The 20,092-nt window shown below is 63.8% G+C and carries 19 protein-coding genes; 5 read left to right on the forward strand and 14 right to left on the reverse strand.

Annotation, left to right across the window (positions count from 1 at the left end; translation table 11 throughout):
- Window positions 1-11: 11 nt before the first annotated feature.
- The 7 genes from addA to regB all read right to left on the reverse strand — a co-directional run bounded on the left by addA (window position 12) and on the right by regB (window position 11,501).
- The gene (gene addA, locus EI983_RS18685) at window positions 12-3,368 is read right to left on the reverse strand and encodes a double-strand break repair helicase AddA (RefSeq protein WP_425500889.1); all 3,357 of its coding nucleotides are present in this window, start codon (window positions 3,366-3,368) and stop codon (window positions 12-14) included.
- A complete protein-coding gene (addB, locus tag EI983_RS18690; RefSeq protein WP_157708842.1) occupies window positions 3,368-6,313 on the reverse strand; it encodes a double-strand break repair protein AddB in 2,946 nt (981 codons plus the stop codon). Before addB ends, addA begins: the two co-directional genes overlap by 1 nt.
- 4 nt (window positions 6,314-6,317) lie before the next feature.
- The gene (locus tag EI983_RS18695; RefSeq protein ID WP_157708843.1) at window positions 6,318-6,998 is read right to left on the reverse strand and encodes a nucleotidyltransferase family protein; all 681 of its coding nucleotides are present in this window, start codon (window positions 6,996-6,998) and stop codon (window positions 6,318-6,320) included.
- Complete coding sequence (locus tag EI983_RS18700) at window positions 6,974-7,999, reverse strand: aminoglycoside phosphotransferase family protein (protein WP_157708844.1); 1,026 nt, start codon at window positions 7,997-7,999, stop codon at window positions 6,974-6,976. The genes EI983_RS18695 and EI983_RS18700 overlap by 25 nt, the downstream gene beginning before the upstream one ends.
- Entirely contained in the window at window positions 7,992-8,468 is a 477-nt protein-coding gene (gene tsaE / locus EI983_RS18705; protein ID WP_157708845.1) for a tRNA (adenosine(37)-N6)-threonylcarbamoyltransferase complex ATPase subunit type 1 TsaE, read from the reverse strand. The genes EI983_RS18700 and tsaE overlap by 8 nt, the downstream gene beginning before the upstream one ends.
- 40 nt (window positions 8,469-8,508) lie before the next feature.
- Complete coding sequence (locus EI983_RS18710) at window positions 8,509-10,017, reverse strand: PAS-domain containing protein (RefSeq protein WP_157708846.1); 1,509 nt, start codon at window positions 10,015-10,017, stop codon at window positions 8,509-8,511.
- 92 nt (window positions 10,018-10,109) lie between these two features.
- Window positions 10,110-11,501, reverse strand: coding sequence for a sensor histidine kinase RegB (regB, locus tag EI983_RS18715; RefSeq protein ID WP_157708847.1), 1,392 nt, complete (start codon window positions 11,499-11,501; stop codon window positions 10,110-10,112).
- 88 nt (window positions 11,502-11,589) lie between these two features.
- Between regB and EI983_RS18720 the strand changes: the two genes are divergently transcribed.
- Window positions 11,590-12,219 carry an SCO family protein gene (locus tag EI983_RS18720; protein WP_157708848.1) on the forward strand — a complete coding sequence of 210 codons (630 nt, stop codon included), beginning with the start codon at window positions 11,590-11,592 and terminating at the stop codon, window positions 12,217-12,219.
- A 73-nt stretch (window positions 12,220-12,292) separates the two neighbouring features.
- Complete coding sequence (locus EI983_RS18725; protein ID WP_157708849.1) at window positions 12,293-12,844, forward strand: ActR/PrrA/RegA family redox response regulator transcription factor; 552 nt, start codon at window positions 12,293-12,295, stop codon at window positions 12,842-12,844.
- Window positions 12,845-12,947: 103 nt separating this feature from the next.
- Here the strand turns inward: EI983_RS18725 and EI983_RS18730 are convergent, their stop codons facing one another.
- Both EI983_RS18730 and EI983_RS18735 read right to left on the reverse strand, forming a co-directional pair.
- A complete protein-coding gene (locus EI983_RS18730) occupies window positions 12,948-13,433 on the reverse strand; it encodes a GNAT family N-acetyltransferase (protein WP_157708850.1) in 486 nt (161 codons plus the stop codon).
- Window positions 13,430-14,029, reverse strand: coding sequence for an HD domain-containing protein (locus EI983_RS18735; protein ID WP_157708851.1), 600 nt, complete (start codon window positions 14,027-14,029; stop codon window positions 13,430-13,432). Before EI983_RS18735 ends, EI983_RS18730 begins: the two co-directional genes overlap by 4 nt.
- Window positions 14,030-14,182: 153 nt before the next feature.
- Here EI983_RS18735 and ahcY point away from each other — a divergent pair, with 153 nt between their 5' ends.
- The 3 genes from ahcY to EI983_RS18750 all read left to right on the forward strand — a co-directional run bounded on the left by ahcY (window position 14,183) and on the right by EI983_RS18750 (window position 16,641).
- Entirely contained in the window at window positions 14,183-15,571 is a 1,389-nt protein-coding gene (gene ahcY / locus EI983_RS18740) for an adenosylhomocysteinase (protein WP_157708852.1), read from the forward strand.
- Complete coding sequence (locus EI983_RS18745) at window positions 15,537-16,031, forward strand: DUF922 domain-containing protein (RefSeq protein WP_157708853.1); 495 nt, start codon at window positions 15,537-15,539, stop codon at window positions 16,029-16,031. The genes ahcY and EI983_RS18745 overlap by 35 nt, the downstream gene beginning before the upstream one ends.
- A gap of 268 nt (window positions 16,032-16,299) precedes the next feature.
- A complete protein-coding gene (locus EI983_RS18750) occupies window positions 16,300-16,641 on the forward strand; it encodes a DUF2853 family protein (RefSeq protein WP_157708854.1) in 342 nt (113 codons plus the stop codon).
- Between the two features lie 242 nt (window positions 16,642-16,883).
- Here EI983_RS18750 and EI983_RS18755 read toward each other — a convergent pair whose 3' ends face one another.
- From EI983_RS18755 to tsaD, 5 genes are read right to left on the reverse strand one after another with little or no spacing between them, the layout of a single operon-like run.
- The gene (locus tag EI983_RS18755) at window positions 16,884-17,276 is read right to left on the reverse strand and encodes a DUF1761 domain-containing protein (protein WP_157708855.1); all 393 of its coding nucleotides are present in this window, start codon (window positions 17,274-17,276) and stop codon (window positions 16,884-16,886) included.
- 57 nt (window positions 17,277-17,333) lie between these two features.
- On the reverse strand, window positions 17,334-17,753 hold the full coding sequence (locus tag EI983_RS18760; protein ID WP_157708856.1) for an EVE domain-containing protein: 420 nt from the start codon (window positions 17,751-17,753) through the stop codon (window positions 17,334-17,336).
- A 3-nt stretch (window positions 17,754-17,756) separates the two neighbouring features.
- The gene (locus EI983_RS18765; protein ID WP_157708857.1) at window positions 17,757-18,026 is read right to left on the reverse strand and encodes a YciI family protein; all 270 of its coding nucleotides are present in this window, start codon (window positions 18,024-18,026) and stop codon (window positions 17,757-17,759) included.
- Window positions 18,026-18,982: an NAD(P)H-dependent glycerol-3-phosphate dehydrogenase gene (locus tag EI983_RS18770; RefSeq protein WP_157708858.1), complete on the reverse strand. Its 957-nt coding sequence runs from the start codon at window positions 18,980-18,982 to the stop codon at window positions 18,026-18,028. The genes EI983_RS18765 and EI983_RS18770 overlap by 1 nt, the downstream gene beginning before the upstream one ends.
- Window positions 18,979-20,076 carry a tRNA (adenosine(37)-N6)-threonylcarbamoyltransferase complex transferase subunit TsaD gene (tsaD, locus tag EI983_RS18775; RefSeq protein WP_157708859.1) on the reverse strand — a complete coding sequence of 366 codons (1,098 nt, stop codon included), beginning with the start codon at window positions 20,074-20,076 and terminating at the stop codon, window positions 18,979-18,981. The genes EI983_RS18770 and tsaD overlap by 4 nt, the downstream gene beginning before the upstream one ends.
- Window positions 20,077-20,092 lie beyond the last annotated feature (16 nt).

The raw sequence follows: 20,092 nt of genomic DNA on the forward strand, positions 1-20,092 counted from the left end.
AGCCCGGAACGTCAAGATATATGGGTGCTGACAAGGGCATCAGTCACAAGATCGTGTGGCAGCACCATAAGGCTGGCGGTTTTGGTCCAGAGGAAAGCCGTCTCGACCGGGCGGTCGGGATAGATCTGTTGCAGGGCGTCGGCATAGGCGCCCATCTGCTGCAAGAGGCCCAGGGGGCAGGCGTCGGGGGTGTCGGGCACCAGGGCGTTCGACTTGAAATCGACCGCCAGCACGCGGTCGGCCGAGATATGCAGAAGGTCGATCACACCGTGGATGCGTCTGCCGCCAAGGGCGGGCAGATCGGCGGTGACCGGAACCTCGGCAAGAATGTTGCCGCGGAAAAGCCAGGCCAGGTCGGGCCTGGTGAGCACATGCGCGACTTCGGGCAGAAGGGCCGCGCTGTCGTCTCCGATCAGAGCGGCGGCGATCTGGGGCCATTCTGCCGGATCATGCTGTGGCAGGATTTCGAGCAGCTCATGGATGCGCCGCCCGCGCGATTTGGCCTCGTCTTCATCAAGCCCTTCCTCACCCGGCAGCGCCTTGGCCCCGCCAAGGTCAGAGGGGCTGAGTGTTTTGACGGGGGCGGCGGGCATCGGCGCGGGGCTGAGGAACATGGCGGGCAGGTCAGGCAGATCTTCGGCCCTGGGCGGGGTGGAAACAGGCTCTGTTTCAGCCCAATTGCCATGCGACAGGCGCAAACCTTCGCCTCGGGCAAAGGCATGCGGACGGGCGCCTGCGGCCTGCATTCCGGCGGTGATCTTCTCATACCAGCTTTCGCCCTTGGTGCCCGGTTCACCGGCGGCGGCGACAATCAGCCATTTCTCGGCCCGGGTCATGGCGACATAAAGCAGACGGTCACGTTCAGCGCGTTCGGCGGCCTTAATCTCTTCCGTTGCGGTGATGATCGCGCTGGGCGCGCTTTCGGCGCGGGAACGCCAGAGCGGCGTATCGCCAGACTGGATCACCTGGTCGCGCAGTTCGAGCTTGCGCGGACCGGTATCGGGCAGAATGACGATGGGCGCCTCCAGACCCTTGGCGCCGTGCACCGTCATCACCCGGATGCGGTTGCCCGCGCTGTCCATCTGTCGCTTGATCTCAAGTTCATCCGCTTCGAGCCAGACGAGAAACCCGGTGAGGCTGTCCACGGCGAGCCGCTCATAGGCCATCGCCTGCGCAAGCAGCGCGTCAATCCCGTCTTCGGCTTCGGGTCCGAGCCGTGCAAGGATGCGCCGCCGCCCGTCATGGCGGGTCAGGATGCGCTCGATCAGCTCGTAAGGGCGCAGGAAATCCGCCTCATCGCGCAGATCCTGCAAGATCGCGACGGTATCCGGGAAATCCGCGGCCCGGTTGCGCAGCTCGGCCCAGAGATAGGCGTCCTCGCGGCCCTGGGCGAGGTCGTAAAGCTGCGCTTCGCTCCAGCCGAAAAGCGGGGATTTGAGTGCCACGGCAAGGGACAGGTTATCCTCGGGCGTGGCCAGGAAACTGAGCACCGCCGCAAGGTCGCGCACAGCGAGTTCCGCACCGACCTTGAGCCGGTCGGCGCCTGCAATCGGCAGGTTGCGCGCCTTGCACTCGCGGATGATCTCGTGAAACAGCTCTGAACGGCGCTGCACGAGGATGAGGAAATCGCCCGGCTGCACCGCACGGCTGAGATAGGGGCCGCCGTGTTCCGGTTCGGCCGGGATGGGGTGTTTGCTGTCGATCAGCTCCCGAATATGCCGGGCGATGTCCTGGGCCAGAAGAACCGCCGGATCGTTCGACGCCTTGACATCGACCGGCATGTGCCAGGCCGGTTTGTCCTCTTTCTCGGGCTTTGGGATGATGGGCCAGAGATCGACCCGTCCGGGCATGTCGGCCTTGAACGCTTTGTGGCTCTGTTCCTGCGCAAAACCGCTTTGTTCGGCGTCGCTGAACGTGTGATCCACCAGACTGAGGATCGCGTGGGAGGAGCGGAAGGAATACCCCATCTCCATCTCTTGCAGGGGAGAGTTTCCGCCTGACAGACGCGCGGCGAACTCGGCGCGCATCTGGTCGAAGGCACGCGGATCGGCGCCCTGGAAGGAATAGATCGACTGTTTCTTGTCGCCCACCACGAAGATGGTGCGCAGCACGTCGCCGCGCGCACCCTGCCCCGAGGTGAATTCCTGTGCCAGACGTTCGATCACCTGCCATTGCACGGGGCTGGTGTCCTGCGCCTCGTCGACAAGGATATGGTCGATCCCGCCATCGAGCCGAAACAGCACCCAGGCCGCAACATCGCGATCGGTCAGCAGGTCGCGGGCCTTGAGGATCAGATCGTCAAAGTCGAGCAATCCGCGCCGCTGCTTGGCCGCGGCATAGGCGGGCAGGAAGACATTGGCGAAGGCGTGCAGGGCGCGGGTGCGGGCAATGACGCTTGCGGTGAGGCGTTTCTCCCGGTTTGTTTCGACACGGGCCATCCACTGCTCCAGCTCGGGCATGATATGCGCCAGCCCCTTCTGACAGTTTTTGGTTGGAAAGCTGCCGATCTTGGCCGTGAACGGCTCGTTTGCGCCTTTGCCGGTCAGAAACACATCCTCCAGCAGCGGCAGTGCGCGATGATCGAGCGCAGAGATCAGGCTGAGTTTTCCGGCGGCTTTCTGGTCATTTGTGCTGCTTGCGCGCAGCGCCGGAAGAAGTGTGGTCAACAGGGCCTGTTCTCCGCCCAGAAACACCTGCGCGGCAATGTCCTTTTCACTGAGCGACGGATCCTGACCGAACCGCGCGGCCAGGGCGTCATCGGTCAACGGGAGGGCGAATTGCGCACGGTGGCGGCTGATCTCGGCGGTGAGCGCCTCGAAACTGTCGCCGCTGTAATGCCGCGCCACGTCATAGAGCAACGGGGCCTGGTCACTTTCGGCGATCCGTTCGGTGATCTCGGACCGCAGAAGGGCGGCGTCGCGCTCTTCCATCTCCTTGAATTGCGGGGTCACCCCCGCCTCCAGCGGAAAGCGGCGCAGAAGGGCGGAGCAGAAGGAGTGGATCGTCTGGATCTTCAGCCCGCCCGGGGTTTCGATCGCGCTGGCGAAGAGGCGGCGGGCACGGCTGAGGGCGTCAGCATCGACCGGGCCGTCAAGCCCCAGCTCGCGCAATTCGGCGCTTAGGCGGTCATCGGGCAGCATTGCCCATTCGCCCAGACGCTTGAAAAGCCGGTTCTGCATCTCGCTGGCGGCGGCCTTGGTATAGGTCAGGCAGAGGATATGCTGTGGATCGACCCCGCCCAGAAGCAAAAGCGCCACGCGGTTGGTCAGCACACGCGTCTTGCCCGAGCCGGCATTGGCCGAAAGCCAGGTGGAGCGGTCGGGTTGCGCGGCCTTTAACTGGGTCAGGGTGGCATCATCGCGCTGCATCAGCCCACCCTTTCCTTGTTGGGATCGGTGGTGATGTCCCACTCGCCGAACCGCGCAAGCTGATCGTAATCGCCCGCATCCTTCTTTGATTTCATGGCGCGGCGCGATGTGAAGCCCATGGCCGGGTCGAGATAGGCGGCGATCAGCTCTTCGAACTCGGCCCAGACTTTGGCGGGCGGCTCATCGGCAAGCGGTGCCTCGATCTCTTTCGGGTCGGAGGTCAGGCCGATAAAGACCGCGCGCGCCACGGGGCTTGGGGGCAGCTCTCCGAACCCGGCCTGCTCGGCGATGATGGCTTCGAGGAGGAGCTGCTTGTCGAAATAGGTTTGTTCATCTTTCGACGGGGGCGCGCCGGTCTTGTAATCATAGATATGCATCTGCCCGTTGGCGTCGATGTCAATCCGGTCGGCCTTGGCGGTCAGGGTGAAGCCCAGCCGTGACAGGTTTGCCTGGCCCCCGGCCTCGTACCCGGCGGGCCGGGCGATGGCACGGCGGGCGCGCTCGGTCTCGACAAACCAGTCGGCGACGCGTTCCAGCCGCGCGAGCCAAGTGGCGCGGGTTTCAGCCCAGGGGACATGTTCGGTCAGGTGATCAAGCGCGATCTGCATGAGCCTCTCGCGGGTGCATTTCTCGGGCGCCTCGGCGCTTTCCTTGATGAACTGCTCCAGCACGCCATGCAGGACGATCCCGCGCAGCAGGGCATCAGGCGCACGCATGAGCGGATCAAGCGGGCGCAGGCGCAGGACATGTTTGGCATAAATCGCGTAAGGGTCGCGGATGAGCCGCTTGATCTCGGTCACCGAAAGCTGCCGGGGCCGCACATCGGCGGGCGGGCAGGGCGCGGGGCGTGGGGCCGGGTCGGCCTGGGGCGGTGTTTCCAGAGCCCGGGCAAGGTCCTGCCAGTGTTGTCCGCGGCCACGCATTGCCTTCAGCGCCTGCGGCCCGTCCTGGCCGGAGAGCCCGTCCATGAGGTTCGTCAGACGGTTCAGCCAGCGCGACGGGACCGTTTCGGCATCATCTGACCGGACCGAGCGTGTGAGCCACACCTCTTTCGCCCCGATGGCCTGTTGGAAATCATGCGCCGAGAGTCCGATACGCCGCTCTGGCAGTAACAGCCCGGCCTGATGCCGCAGGGCGCGGTTGAGCCAGGGGTCGGGACTGGGTGCGGAGGGCCAGCTGCCTTCGTTCAGCCCGGCCAGGATCACCAGATCGGCCCCCTGGACACGCGCCTCCAGCGTGCCCCAGATCAGGATACCGGGGTGAACCTCTTCAGGGTTGCGCACCTCGTTTTGGGACAGAATAGCGTGAAACAGAGCCGCATAATCCTGTGAGGAGATCATGCCGCCATGCGGCGCATGTTCCGAGAGGTTTTGCACCGTGTCCGAGGCTTCGCGCCCGGCGGCCTTCAGCCAGAGTTCGCTGACATGCTCGGGGGTGGCCCCGTTGGCGATATGCTCGGCAAGCGCGAGATGCCGGGTGACAAGATCGCTGAGCGACATGTCGCCTTCGAGCTGCTGACCGGCAAAGCAGGCGGCAAGCCACGCCGCCCATTCTGGGGCAAAGGGATCTTTTTCGGCGGCAGCCCATGCGTTGAAATCATCGGCGCCGGGGTAGGGCAGTGCCTCGCGGCGCAGGTGCAGTTCCAGCTCGCGGGTCAGGCGCAGATGCGCACCGCGCCGGCCGCCCGTATGGGTTAGCGGGTGTTTGAGCAGGGTCAGCAGGTGCTCGGCGGTCAGCGGCGCACGGAACAGATCGGCCACGTGCCGCAGGAAACGGCCGGGCGGTGACAGGTGTAGCGGCTGCCCGGCGCTGTCGTCGGGCCGGATGTTCCAGCGGTCGAGCGCGGCACTGACCTGACGGGTCAGTGTGCGGTCGGGCGTGATCAGCGCGGCGGTCACGCCGTTCTCGGCCGCGTCGCGCAGGCGCAGGGCGATGGTGAGGGCCTCGATCCGGGTGGAGGGTGCCTCGACAAGGGTCATGGTGTCGGTCGCGGGGGCGAGCGGGCCAAGCGTAGGGCCGTCGCGCAGCCATTGGTCGGTGACAGGCACAGGCCGCAGCGCGAGGGACATCAGCCGGTTGCGCGCGGGGTTTGGCGCGGGCTGGTCATGCCAGGGGGCAATATCAGCGCGGCCGAGATCGAGCACCTGCATCAGACGGTGAAACCGGAACTGGGGGTGGTCCTCGATCGGCATCGCCTTGTCCGAAGCGCTCATCGCGGCCCAGGTTTCCGGCGGCATCTCGAAGTCGAAGCCGGGCAGGACAACGGCACCCTGCGGCAGCCGCGCCACCGCTTGCATGAGCAACAGCGTTGTCCCGCGCGACCCGGTGGACCCGGCGACGATCACCGGGTGCGCGGGCGGATTCTGCTCCCAGCGTTCGATCAGGCGCAAGACCGCGCTCCGTTGCCTGGCTTCGGGGTCCGGGGCGTCGCTGCTATCGTCAAAATAGTGTCTAACTATGCCCAAAAAGGCCAGAATGCGCGCCCAATGGCCGGACTGGTCCGAGATATCCAGCTGCGAGATCACATCGGGCGAAACACCTTCGCCCTGCATCTCGTCCATCAAACCGGCGAGGCTGTCGGCAAGATCGTAGAGCGCCGCGCGCGGGGCGAGGTCGGGCTGCTGGTCCAGCAGACGGGCGATGAGCTGGGTCAGTTCCAGCCGCCGCCGCAGGGGCGGGACCGCTTCGGGCAGGTCCCAGAGGCCGAAGGGCTGGACGAGATCGGTGACGAGGCTGATCCGGGGCAATAACCGGGCCGGGCCGCTGTCATAGAGATCGCGGATGCGCCGGGCCATGCGCCTTGTGTTGACGATAAGCTGCACCCGCGCGCGCGCCTCGGCATCCGCGCCGTGCAACCGCGCCTCCAACCCGTCGATCAATGCGCGCGGAAAATCCACGCCGGGCGGCAGGCCAAAGAGGCGGTGCTGATCGGAGGGGGCAAACATCCGTCTATTCAAGCATGTCTTCGGCCAGAGCGATACCGCCGGGATGTCCCACATCGCACCAGTGTCCGGGATATTCCGCGCCGAAAAGCCGACCCTGCGACAGCATCTTGTCCCAGACCATGTTGAGCGAGAAAACCCGGTCCTCGATCTCGTGCAGCAGGTCGGGCTTTATGATCTGCACGCCGGTATAGATCAGCCCCGGACCGCGGGTGATCCGGCCTGCGTCGCCGAGCACAAAATCACCGCCGCCCTTGTGGCCGACGGCCTGCGCGGGCGGCACGCAGAGCAGAAGGGCGTCCATTTGCCCGGGGTGCCAGAGCCTTGCCAGATGGGTCAGCGGGTTTGGCCCGCGCCAGACCGCATCGGTGTTCATGGTGAAATGTGGGCCCTCGCCCAGCAAGGGAAGGGCGGCACGCAACCCGCCGCCGGTCTCCAGAATATCCGGCGTTTCATGGGAAAACAGCACGCCGGTGCCCGCCAGGTGTTGTTCCAGCATGTCGGGCTTGTAATGCAGATTGGCGACGATCCGCGTGGCGCCATACCCCTCGATCAGTGCCAGAGCATGATCGATCAGCGGCTTGCCCGCCACCTCGATCAGCGGCTTGGGCCGGTCCGCGGTGAGCGCGCCCATCCGCGTGCCGAACCCGGCGGCAAAGAGCATCACTGAACCCGGAGTGTCGCGCATTTGTCTTTCAGGTCCTTGCAGAGGTCGGCGCCGGGCGGGGGCAGGTCCGAAAGCACGATCCGGCGAAGCTCCTCCAGCGCGGGATGGGCGAGGTCGCGCAGCAGAAGGCCCCAGACACGCGGGATAAGATCAACATAATGCGCCTTCCCGTCGCGTAGGCAGAGCCGGGCGAACACGCCCAGAATGCGCAGGTTCCGTTGCGCCCCGAGCGCGTGATAGGCGGCATCGAAGCGGTCCTTGTCCTGACCTGTGGCGGTGCAGTAGCGGGCGATCATGGCGCGTTCGATCTCGGGCGGGACATCACGGCGCGCATCCTGCAGGAGCGACACCAGATCATAGGCGCGGTGCCCGAGCATGGCATCCTGAAAATCGAGCAGGCCGACACGGGCGACCCCTTCGCGGCCGGACAGCCAGAGCAGGTTTTCGGAGTGGTAGTCGCGCTGGATGAGAACATCCTGTTCCGGAGCCTGGGCCGTGAGGCACGCGCCCATTGCCCGAGCAAAGCGCGCCCTGGCGGCATCATCCGGGCCGAGGCTTGCCGTGCGGTACCAGTCATAGGACAGCGCGGCCATCTCGGTCATGACCGAGATGGAATAGGTGGCCAGACCATCCGGCGGAGGCGTGTCGTGCAGCCTCACCAATACGTCAGTTGCGCAGGAATAGAGACTGTTTTCTAGTTCTGGCTCGGATGGGATCACACGGGCGAAGAGGTCATCGCCAAGGTCTTCGAGCAGGAGAAACCCCTGCCCTTCATCGGCGGCATAGATCACCGGCGCGCTGAAGCCGGCGCGCGCCAGATAGGTGGCGATGGCTATGAAGGGGCGCACGTCTTCGCCCTTGTCTGACGGGGCGTCCATCAGAACCGCGCGGCCCGGCGGTGCGTCGCGGGTCAGGCGCAGATATCGGCGGTTGGACGCATCGCCCGCAAGCGGGGCGAGGGTGGCATCGGACCATCCGGCATCTTCCACAAAGGCAGCAATGGCCGCATCGCGGTCAGGCATCTGCAAGCTCCTTCATCAGAGAGGACCAGCGGTCACTGTTCCAGTCAAAACGGATCTGGCGAGCGTCATCCGCAGCGCCCTGTGCAAAGCTGAGCGACAGGGCCGAGGCAGGGGCGAGATCCCCCAGGCGGTCGGGCCATTCGACAAGGCAGATTGCGGTGTCGAAGGCATCGAGCAGGCCAAGCTCCTCGATCTCGGACACATCCGAGAGCCGGTAGAGATCGGCATGCCAGACCTCTCCGCTTGCGGTCTCGTAGCTTTGGATGAGCGTGTAGGTGGGTGACGGGATATCCTCGGGCACCGTCAGCAGGGACTGGATCGCCGAGCGGGCGAAATGGGTTTTGCCAGCGCCGATATCCCCGGACAGAAGCAGCACATCGCCGGGCTTCAGATCGGCGGCGAGGTGCCGCGCGATCCGGGCGGTATGATCCGGGCTGTGAGACAGAAGAACTTGGGGCGAGGCGGTCATAGCGCGACAATATACGCGCCGGTCCGGCCTGCAAGCGGGTTTACTCGGCCGCGTTGACCGATGCGTCCATGGCCTGTTTCGAGCGGACCGAAAACGACAGGAGCCGCGCGCCGCCGGTGAGGGGCTTGATATCATAACAAAGCCGCTCTCCCGCTAGGGTGGAGAGGTAGCGGCCCGGGCCTTTTTGATGGGAGGCGCCGTCCCGCAGGTCGGCTTCGAAAACGCTCCAGAGTGCATCACCGGCAAACCGCAGTTTGCAGGCTCGAAGCAGATCCTGCAACGCCATGTCGGCAAAGCTTGCGCCCGGGTCGATCCCGAGCAGCTTTGACGCCGCCGTATTGCACATCAGCACAAGGTTGGTGGAGGAAAGCACGACAATTGCCTGATCGAGCCCGTCGATGACCGATTGGCTCAACTCAAGTTGCGAGCGGAACGTCCGCGTCTGCATCACTTCGGCTGAAATGTCCTGGAACAGGAATGCGACGGCGCCGTCGGGATGGGGCCGACCCGTGACGCGATAGGTGACGCCGGCCGGCAGGTTCCAGATCTCTGTATAGGTGCCGTCATGGGCCTGGACGATCACATCGCGGATCTGGGCGCGCCAGTCGCCATAGTTCTTCGGCTCCGGCAGGACCTGACGCTCGCGCAGTTCATCGAAGAACCGGATCACGTCGGGGCGGGCGCTAAGGAAGGTGACCGGCAGGCCCGAAAGGTCGATTAGTGCCGGATTGAACAGCGCGAGCCTGCGGTTTTTGTCGAAGACGGCAAGGCCGGTGGTCAGGTGGGCAAAGGTCTTGGCCAGGGTTTGCACGAAATCGCGCTGGGCCGATTCAGCCTGGATGACCGATGTGATATCAGTGGCGCAATGAAGTTCGCCTTCGTCCAGCGGCAGCCTGGTCAACTCAAAGCAGCGCGGCAGACCGGCCCCATCGTCCGGAACGGTGAAGCGACGGCTGTTTTCGTCGGGTTCGGGCGGTCCGCCGAGCATCTGCTCGATTTCGCGGCTTTTGGCATTGCGCCAGATCACGCGGCCCGTGTCATCGGTTTTCCATAGGGGCAACGGTGCCTGGTCCAGCAGGTCGCGGGCCTGATGGCCGCTATCCCCCCGGGTCAGGGCCTCGAACCAGTCGAAGGGCGACGGCATGGTCTCGGAGTGCATGGTGACCAGAACGGCGCTTTCGGTTCTGTGCAGAACAAGCTGGAAGGACGCGCCGCTGATCTGCGCGTCGAATGTCCGGGGCTCGCCGACAGGGAGGTTGGTGAGGCTATGCGGCAACCCGTTGAACCGATGGTCCAGAACATGCCGAAGGTCGGTCCAGGTGACGAGGGTTTCAGTGAAACCCGGGCGGTCTTCAGGCGCGGGGATGTCATGGTGAACGAGGGTGTCGCCATGAAACAGGAAGCTGCTGATACGAGACCCCTCGTCGGGGTTTGGCGAAACCAGGCGGGCAGACCGGCTCATCCGGCTCAGTCCCCAAAGCACCGCCAGCGAGGCCAGTATCGACACCGCCAGCACGGCAAAAAGCTCTGGCACCGTCAGCGCGGTCATGGGCGTGCCCTCATCGTCCGTGTCACGGCACCAGACTGCGATGAGGGGGTTAACGTTGAGTTAACGGATGGTTAATCGGGGGGCGTTGACGGTCATTGGAAGGGGCGGTTTTCGCCCAGGGCCATGCGCGTGCTTGTGCCCTGCCCTTCGAGCCGCGCGCGGGGCCATTTGAGCTCGACCACGGCGCCGAAGCTGTCGGCGCTGGCCTCTTTTCCGCTGGCCGTGTCGAACCCGTTGGCAAAACTCAGCTCGGCACCGGAGCGTTCCAGCAGCGTCTTGGCGATGAACAGGCCAAGGCCCATGCCCTCGTATCCCGGTCGGCGGTGTTCGTTATCGGCGCTGCGGCGGCGCACGAACGGGTCCCCGATCCGGCCGATCAGGCTGGGCGGATAGCCGGGGCCGTCATCCATGATGCGGATGGTGATCTCGTTCTCGGTCCAGTCGGTTTCAACCCAGATCATCTTGTCGGCGAAATCCACCGCGTTCTGGATCAGATTGCGCAGCCCGTGGATGATCTCGGGCTGGCGCAGGATGGTGGGCGGCCCGGATTGCTCTCCGGGCTGAACACCATGGTTGAAGTGGATCTGGATACCGCGGTCCATATGCGGCTCTGCCGCTTCTTCGATCACGGCGGTCAAAGGCGCCTTGCGCACCAGAAGATCATCCTTTCCGGCCCGGCCCATCGAGCGCAGGATGTCGCGACAGCGGTCGGCCTGTTCGGAAATCAGCAGCGCATCCTCATGCAGCTCTTCATTATCGGCAAGCTCATGGGCAAGCTCGGCGCTGGTCAGTTTGATCGTGGCGAGAGGCGTGCCCAGCTCATGCGCGGCGGCGGCAACCACCCCGCCCAGGTCGGTCAGTTTCTGCTCGCGGGCGAGCGCCATTTGCGTGGCTTGCAGTGCGTCAGACATGGAGTGCATCTCGGTGATGATCCGGCGCGAATAGGCCCCGAGGAAAACGACCGAGATCACGATCGCGGCCCAATTGCCAAAGAGGAAAACGTCAGGCACCCTCAGGATGAACCCCTGTTCTGTGCGCAGGGGCAGGTGATACTCCATCAGCACCGAGACGATCATGATCGTCAGCGCCCCGAGAAAGAGCGTCGCCCGCGTGGTCAGTGCCGTAGCCGAAACGGTGACAGGCCCGACGATCAGGATCGAGAACGGGTTATGCAGACCGCCGGTGAGATAGAGCATCAGCCCCAGTTGCAGCATGTCGTAGAGCACGAGAAAGAAGGTCTCGGTTTCGCTGAGCCGCTTGGTTTCGGGATAGACAAAGGTGGCGATGATATTGGTGATGACCGTCACACCGATCACCAGATAGAGCAGGCCCACCTCGAGTGTCAGGTTGTAGAGCCATTGCGCCACGATCAGCGCCGAGACCTGGCCGATGATCGCCCACCAGCGCAGCATGACCAAGGTGCGCAACCTGATCCAGTTGCGGTGGGGGGCTGCGCCGAGCAGCCCTTCTCGTATCTCGGCCATGTGCGCGCTCGGGTCCCATTGCATGTTCTATCGGCGATGTTAGATGTGCCATAGACCAAGCGCCAGCCCCAGAGCGAAGGAGAGCGAGATGACCCGGACAATTGCGATCATTGCGGCGCTGGCCGCGATTGGCCTCATGGGTGCTCTCTATGTGCTGACGATGCGCAGCGGCGGCGCGGATCAGTTTGCCCAGTGCCGTACCGCGCAGGTGGCGGGTGGGGCGTCTGCCATTGGCGGGCCGTTCACGCTGGTGGATGAGAATGGGCAGACGGTGACCGACGCCGATGTGATCGATCAGCCGGCATTGCTGTATTTCGGGTTCACTTACTGCCCGGATGTCTGCCCGCTTGATTCCGCGCGCAATGCCGAGGCGGTGGATATTCTCGAAGAGCGCGGCACGATGGTGAAGCCGGTCTTTATTTCCATCGACCCGGACCGGGATTCGCCTGAGGTGATGAAGGAGTTTACCGACAACCTGCACCCGCGGATGCTGGGCCTGACCGGAACGCCCGAACAGGTGAAGGCGGCAAGCCAGGCCTACCGGACCTATTATCAGAAGCAGGAGCCGGAAGAGGGCGACGAGGAGTTCTATCTCGTCGATCATTCGACCTTCACCTACCTGGTGCTGCCCGAGCATGGATTTGTCGAGTTCTTCCGCCGATCCACCTCGGCCGAGGAGATGGCCGAACAGGTCCAGTGCTTTATCGATGCGAGCTGATGCGCTGCGGGTTTGACGGGTTCCGGTACGCGGGCTAAAGATTGGATAACCCAAGCGCGCGACAGGAGAAATCATGAGCGATGTAACAGCTGAGATTGGCCCTGACCGGTCCCTATTGCTGATTGACGACGATGAGCCTTTCCTGCGCCGTCTGGCCAAGGCGATGGAGAAACGCGGCTTTGAGGTTGAAACGGCCGCCTCGGTGACGGCCGGAAAGGCCATCGCCACGGCGCGCCCGCCGGCCTATGCGGTCTGTGACCTGCGGCTGGAGGATGGCAACGGGCTGGATGTGGTCGAAGTGATCCGCGAGAAGCGGCCCGACAGCCGGATCGTGGTGCTCACGGGCTATGGCGCCATTGCCACGGCGGTGGCGGCGGTCAAGATCGGGGCGACGGATTACCTGTCGAAACCCGCCGATGCGACGGATATCACCAACGCGCTGCTGGCAACGGGCGATGACATGCCGCCGCCGCCCGAGAACCCGATGAGTGCGGACCGCGTGCGTTGGGAGCATATTCAGCGCGTCTATGAGCTGTGTGATCGTAACGTGTCAGAGACCGCGCGGCGGCTGAACATGCACCGCCGGACATTGCAGCGGATATTGGCCAAGCGCAGCCCGAGGTAAGGGACGCCCCTTTTCAGGCAGGCTCCCGCCCACCCACCCCGCCCGCCCGAAAAGGGGCGGTGCCTGCGGCGCGAGTATTTTTGGAACAATGAAAGCGGATAGGCTAAAGGTTGTAGCGTTTGGAAATCTTGTCGACCAGTGTGCCGTCATCGAGGCGGATGTTGCGGTGGGTGGCGTAGGGCTCGAACCCACGGCTCTGGTAATAGGCCAGCCCGCCTGCATTGTCGGCGCGGATGGTGGCGTTGATCCATGAATAGCCGAGCTTGATTGCCTCAAGGCGGGTGCGCTCGAAGAGGGCGGAGCCGATGCCCGACTGGGTGCGGCCGAGCCGGGTGAAGGTGCCGATATCGCAGGCCTCGGGCGGCAGGGTGTCCATCGGTTCGATCAGCTGAAAGCCGAGCAACGTGCCCGCATCATCCTCGGCCACGAGCCAGGCGGCGCGCTCGGGGTCTTTCGACATGAAGGCGATGATATCCGTGCGCGTGACGGGGGTGGTGTGCGCCGTGGTGCCGCCCCTGGCGATGATGGCGTTGAGCAACTCCGCCATGGCGGGCGCGTCCAGGGCGCCGGCGGGTCGGATATGGATCATGCGGTGGCGTCCATCAGGGCGTGATGCCGGGCGGTGAAATCGGCGCGGGTCTGCATGGGCGGACGCAGCAGAATGGAAAGCCCGTCGATCAGGGCCGGATCGGGCGCGCCGAAGAACCTGTTGGCCTCGGCCTCGTCGAACCCGGCGATTTGTGTGGATTCCATCCAGGCGCTGACGCGGTCGGCTTTCTTGATCTGGCGTTTGATCTGAGCCGGGATCGCGGCGGGCAGGCCAAAGCGGATGTGGATCGCGGCCGAAAGCCGCTTGTCAAGCTCGTCATAGCCAGGGCCGACGGCCGATTTCACCGGCGAGATCATATCGCCGATGACATATTCGGGGGCATCATGCAGGAGGGCCGCGAGTTGCCATTTCGGCTCGGGCCGCGCGCTCATCCGGGTAAAGAGCGCCTCGACCAGGAGCGAGTGTTCGGCGACGGAATAGGCGTAATCCCCCTGGGTTTGTCCGTTCCAGCGCGCGACGAAGCTGAGCCCGTGGGCGATATCCTCGATCTCGATATCCATCGGGGTGGGGTCGAGAAGGTCGAGTCTGCGGCCCGAGAGCATCTTTTGCCAGGCGCGGGGCGGTTTGGGGGGCATGAGGACACCTTGTGTTGATCCCAGTGTGCATACTCAAGCGCATCGGGCCGTGCAATCCGCCACACGCCGGGCACAGGCCCAATCGTTCATTGCCCAAGCGGGGACACGGTGCTATCTGCCCTTTCAAACAGAGATTGCAAGGAACCTGATCAAATGGCGAAGGACTATATTGTAAAGGATATCAACCTGGCTGCGTTTGGCCGTAAGGAACTGGATATTGCGGAAACCGAAATGCCGGGCCTGATGGCACTGCGCGAAGAATATGGCGAGAGCAAACCGCTCAAGGGTGCGCGGATCGTCGGGTCGCTGCACATGACGATCCAGACCGCTGTTCTGATCGAGACGCTGGTGGCGCTGGGGGCGGATGTGCGCTGGGCGTCGTGCAACATCTTCTCGACCCAGGATCACGCCGCCGCCGCGATTGCCGCGGGTGGCGTGCCGGTTTTTGCCATCAAGGGGCAGACCCTGGAAGAGCATTGGGATTACCTCGACAAGTCGTTCCTGTTCCCGGAAGGGGCCAATATGATCCTCGACGATGGCGGCGATGCCACGCTTTACGTGCTGCTGGGTGCGCGGGCCGAGGCGGGTGAGGATATCATCCCGGTGCCGTCCTCCGAGGAAGAGGCCGTGATCAAGGCGCAGATCATGAAGCGGATGGCCGAAAGCCCCGGCTGGTTCACCAAGACACGCGATGCAATCATCGGTGTGTCGGAAGAGACCACGACCGGTGTGCATCGCCTGTATGAGCTGCAGCGCAACGGGCAACTTCCCTTCCCGGCGATCAATGTGAATGACAGCGTTACCAAGTCGAAGTTCGATAACAAGTACGGCTGCAAGGAATCGCTGGTCGATGGCATTCGCCGCGCGACCGACACGATGATGGCGGGCAAGGTGGCTGTGGTCATGGGCTATGGCGATGTGGGCAAGGGTTCGGCCGCGTCGCTGCGCGGGGCTGGCGCGCGCGTGAAGGTGACCGAGGTCGATCCGATCTGTGCCTTGCAGGCGGCGATGGACGGGTTCGAGGTGGTCCGGCTTGAGGATGTGGTGAGCACCGCTGATATCTTCATCACCACCACCGGCAACAAGGACGTGATCCGCATCGAGCATATGCGCGAGATGAAGGACATGGCGATTGTCGGCAACATCGGCCATTTCGACAACGAGATTCAGGTGGCCGCGCTGAAGAACCACAAATGGACCAACATCAAAGAGCAGGTGGACATGATCGAGATGCCGAACGGCAATCGCCTGATCCTGCTCAGCGAGGGCCGTCTGCTGAACCTCGGGAATGCCACGGGCCACCCGTCTTTCGTGATGAGCGCGTCCTTCACCAATCAGGTGCTGGCGCAGATCGAACTTTTCACCAAGGGCGACGAATACCAGAACGATGTCTATATTCTGCCGAAACACCTGGATGAGAAGGTGGCCCGGTTGCATCTGGACCGTATCGGCGTGAAGCTGACCGAGCTGCAGCCCGAGCAGGCTGCGTATATCGGGGTCAGTGTCGATGGGCCGTTCAAGCCGGAGCATTACCGCTACTAAGATCATCGCCGTCTGGGCCTGCCTTTGGGCGGGCCCTCCGGCACTGGCCAACCCGACGATTGAGATCGTGGAGCGGCCTTACAAGGTTGATGCCACGACCATTGCAGGCCTGCGCCGCCAGATGAGCACGCGCGGGCCTGTTGGCTATTGGGCCTATACGCGGGGGCATGTCGTCTGGCGCGGGCACTGCGAGGTGACGGTACGGGTGCGTTATTCTCTCCCGCAGCATACCCGGCCTGAGGCGATGCCTGCGGATGTGCGGGCCAAGTGGGACAGGATGCTGAAGGCCATGCGCGCCCATGAAGAGCAGCACGGCCAACACAGTATCAATGCCGGGCGCGAGATAAAGGCGGCCGGGTGCCGCAACGGGCTGGCGATCCTGCGCAAATGGCGGGCGCAGGACAGGGCCTATGACGCACGCACGGGCCACGGTAAAACCGAGGGCGTGGATCTGCGGTGAGGCATCTGGTGAATGGTGCCGCTGTCCCCTGATCACCTTATGGACGTTACGGCGCGTGCCGGCAAGCGACAGGGCCTGTGCCGCTGAGCCGGGATGCCGAGCGAGGCGCCGTTTGACGTTGCATGTGACGCAACGTTTAGCGGGGAGAAACGGCCCAAGTTTTCCCTTTGAGCAAGCCTGATCTGCCGTTATCGTGCAACCAGCGCCTGTGAAGGGGCGACGTGTTCATTTGAAATCCGGCATCGGGCCGACCAGTGGGAGAAGACTTATGGGAAAACGCGACGATCTTATCGCGCAATATGCTGATGATCTGAAAAACAAGTGCGGGATGACGCCTGATATGGACCTTCTGACGAAGGTGACGATCGGCTGTGGCCCGGCGATCTATAATGCAGATGCCTCGACCGTTGCGGCCAGCCAACCCGGAGAGCTGGAAACCGTGAAAAACAATTTTCTGATTAAGAAACTTGGCCTGGCCGATGGCCCGCAGCTGACCGACGCGATCAACCAGGTGATCGAGACCTATGGCAAATCCGAGCGTAACAAGTATCGCGCCGTGGTTTACTACATGCTGACCAAGCATTTCGGCAAAGAGTCGGTCTACGGCTGATCCGGGGCAATCCCGAAACGAAGCGCCCGCCGGTTTGGCGGGCGTTTTGCGTTTGTTTGGTTGGATCGGGCTGATTTGATAGCAATCTTAACTACTTGGTGTTTGCCACAGACGCGAACAGCTCGTAATGTTCTCTGGATCAGGCCAGGATGGCCGAACCATATCTCCAAAGATACGTGTGGTGCGTAGGGATCTTGAGGGGAAGAAGGGTTCAGGCGTCCAGTCTGAACCCTTCTGCAGTTTCAGAACACTGTCAGCACTGCGCCGATGAGCGCACAGCCGAATGTGGCATATCCGCCGTCGATCAGGGTCAGCTTGAAGGGCCGGCCGCCATAGGCGTTGTTGATCATGATCCAGGGCGAGATGAAAAAGAGCCCGATCCCGAGCCCCGATATCAGCCCTTTGTCGATGGTGTCGATCCCGGCAAGCGAAAACACATGTCGCATCATGCCCGCGACGAAAAGCATCGCGATGGCGGCCATGATGTAAGGGCCAGCACTTTCGTTGACCGGTCGGCCGTTTTCATCCACTTCGATCCCGGCGGCTTCGGTCCAGGGTTTTGCCAGCGTCATGTACCAGCCCGCGCCAAAGGCAAAGCCTGCTGCTGCGGCCACGATCACGTTGATGAGTTCCATATCAGACCCTCCTCCGTTGGTTCCCGGAGAAAGGATGCCTGAAAAGGCCGACCCGGCCTAGGCGGAAATGCCCGCCAGACCGCAGACCACCTGCCATTCCTCAGCCGTCACCGGCTGCACCGAGAGGCGCGAGTTGCGCACCAGCACCATCTCGGACAGGCGCGGGTCGGCCTTGATCATGTCGAGCGTGACCGGGGTTTTGACAGGGCCGACCGCCTTGATATCCACGCAGTCCCAGCGGTCGTCATCCGTGGTGCTGTCCTGATGCGCCTCGGCGATCACCTCGACGATGCCGACCACGGCCTTCTCTGTCTGGCTGTGATAGAAAAACCCCCGGTCGCCCACCGCCATGTCGCGCATGAAATTGCGGGCCTGATAGTTGCGCACGCCGTCCCATTCCTCGCCCGCATCGCCCCTGGCGACCTGATCGTCCCAGCTCCAGGTCGATGGCTCGGATTTGAACAGCCAGTAGCGCATGGCTCAGATCACCTTTTTCCAGGGGATCAGCTCGACCGAGGCAAAAAGCCCTGCCTTGGCATAAGGATCGTCTGCCGCCCAGGCCTGTGCGGCGGCCATGTCGGGCACATCCAGGATCACGAGCGAGCCGATCATCTGTTCATCCGCGTCCAGAAGCGGCCCGGCCTGAGAGACAACGCCCGTGCCCTTGAGATAGGCAACATGCGCGTCGCGATTGTCGAGACGGGTTTGCAGCGCGCCGGGCTTGTCCCGGCCAATGAGAGCGATCAGCATCATTCTTCCTTCTGTGGTCGTGAGAGCAGCATATCCATCGCTTGCGCCACCTGCAATTTACCAGTTGAGAGCGCTGTGACGGCATGGGTGATGGGCATGTCGATATTGGCCTTTTGCGCCTCGGTCAGAACGGCTTGGGCCGTGGCCGCGCCTTCGACGGTGATCGTCGGGTCAAACGCCTCGCCCCGGCCCAGGCTGAGGCCGAATTGATAGTTGCGCGACAGCTCGGAGGTACAGGTCAGGGCAAGATCGCCGAACCCGGACAGGCCGGCCAGGGTGCTGGCGCGCGCCCCTTTCGCTTCGGCCATGCGGCACATTTCAGCAAAACCGCGTGTCATCAATGCGGCGCGTGCGCTTTCCCCGAGCCCCGCGCCGATCACCGCCCCGCAGGCGATGGCCATGACGTTCTTGAGCGCGCCACCCAGCTCGGCGCCGGTCACATCGGTGCTGCGGTAGAGCCGCAGCGCCGTTGTGCCCAGCTGTGCCTGCAAATCCTCGCCAAGCGTGGCATCGGCGCAGGCCAGCGTGAGCGCCGTGGGCAGGCCGCGGGCAATATCGGCGGCAAAGCTCGGCCCGGTGAGGATTGCAGTGCGCGCGTCGGGGATCACCGCACGGATCACCTCGGTGGGGCGCAGACCGCTGTCAAGCTCGATCCCCTTGCAGCAGGCGACCAGTACCTGCCCGGCAAGTGCCTCTTTATGCGCCTCCAGCCCGGCGCGCAGCTTTTGCATCGGCACCGAAAGAAGGTAGGGCGCACCGGACTGGCGCGGCAGATCGGCGGTCACCTGCACATGGTCCGGCAGATCGATACCGGACAGGCGGCGCGCATTCTGCCGGGTCGTGCGCATCTCTTCGGCCTGCGATCTATTGCGCGCCCAAAGCGCCACCGGCCCGGTCTGCGCGAGTGAAATCGCCAGCCCTGTCCCGAATGCTCCTGCGCCCATCACGGTGATCATGCCTTGGCTCCTTTCTTGCCGCTTCCAAGCATCGCCGGGCTTGAGCGATCCAGTGGCCAGCGCGGCCGGGCGGCCAATGTCATATCGTCCAAATGGCCCGCCGCAAAACGCTCGGCCCCGGCATAGGCAATCATCGCCGCATTATCGGTGCAGAGCGCCAGAGGCGGGGCGGTGAAGCGCGCCTCGAATTCGGTCGAAACAGTCTCTAACCCGGCCCGAATGGCCTGATTTGCCGCAACACCGCCGGCCACGGCGAGGGCGGGCTTTGTCGGCTGCTCCTCCATGTAGATCGCAAGCGCCCGGCGTGTTTTTTCCGTCAGCACATCGCAGACGGCCGCCTGAAACCCCGCACACAGATCGGCGCGATCCTGGCGGGTCAGACCACCTTGTTCTGCGATCAGGTGATCGCGGGCGCGCAGGACGGCGGTCTTGAGGCCCGAAAAGGACATATCGCAGCCGGGCCGGTCAAGCAGCGGGCGCGGGAGGGCGAAACGTGCGGCATCTCCGGCCTGCGCCTCGCGTTCCACCGCAGGTCCGCCGGGCTGACCCAGCCCGAGGATACGCGCGGTCTTGTCGAAGGCTTCGCCGGGGGCATCGTCGATTGTGCCGCCAAGGCGGGTGAACTCTTCGGCCCCGTGCACGATCAGGAACTGGCAATGTCCACCGGACACAAGAAGCATCAGGTAGGGATAATCCAGCTGATCGGTCAGACTGGGCGTCAGCGCATGCCCCGCCAGGTGGTTCACTCCGACAAGGGGCAGGCCGGACCCGGCGGCGAGTCCCTTGGCGCACATCACGCCGGACAGCACACCGCCTATCAGACCCGGCCCGGCGGTGACGGCGATGGCGTCCATCTGGCCCAGGGTCTTGCCGGATTGCGCCAGCGCTTCGGCCACGCAGATATCCAGCTTTTCCGCATGAGCGCGCGCGGCAATCTCGGGCACCACCCCGCCAAACGGCGCATGCAGCCCGTCCTGACCATAAACCACCGAGGCAAGAATCTGTGCGCTGCCCTTGCCGGGGATATGCACCACGGCGGCGGCGGTATCGTCGCAGCTGCTCTCAATGCCCAGAATGGTGAAGGGTGCCGCCATCGTGCCGCCCGTTGCG

This window comes from Roseovarius faecimaris (genome assembly GCF_009762325.1).
GTDB classification, from domain to species: Bacteria; Pseudomonadota; Alphaproteobacteria; order Rhodobacterales; family Rhodobacteraceae; genus Roseovarius; species Roseovarius faecimaris.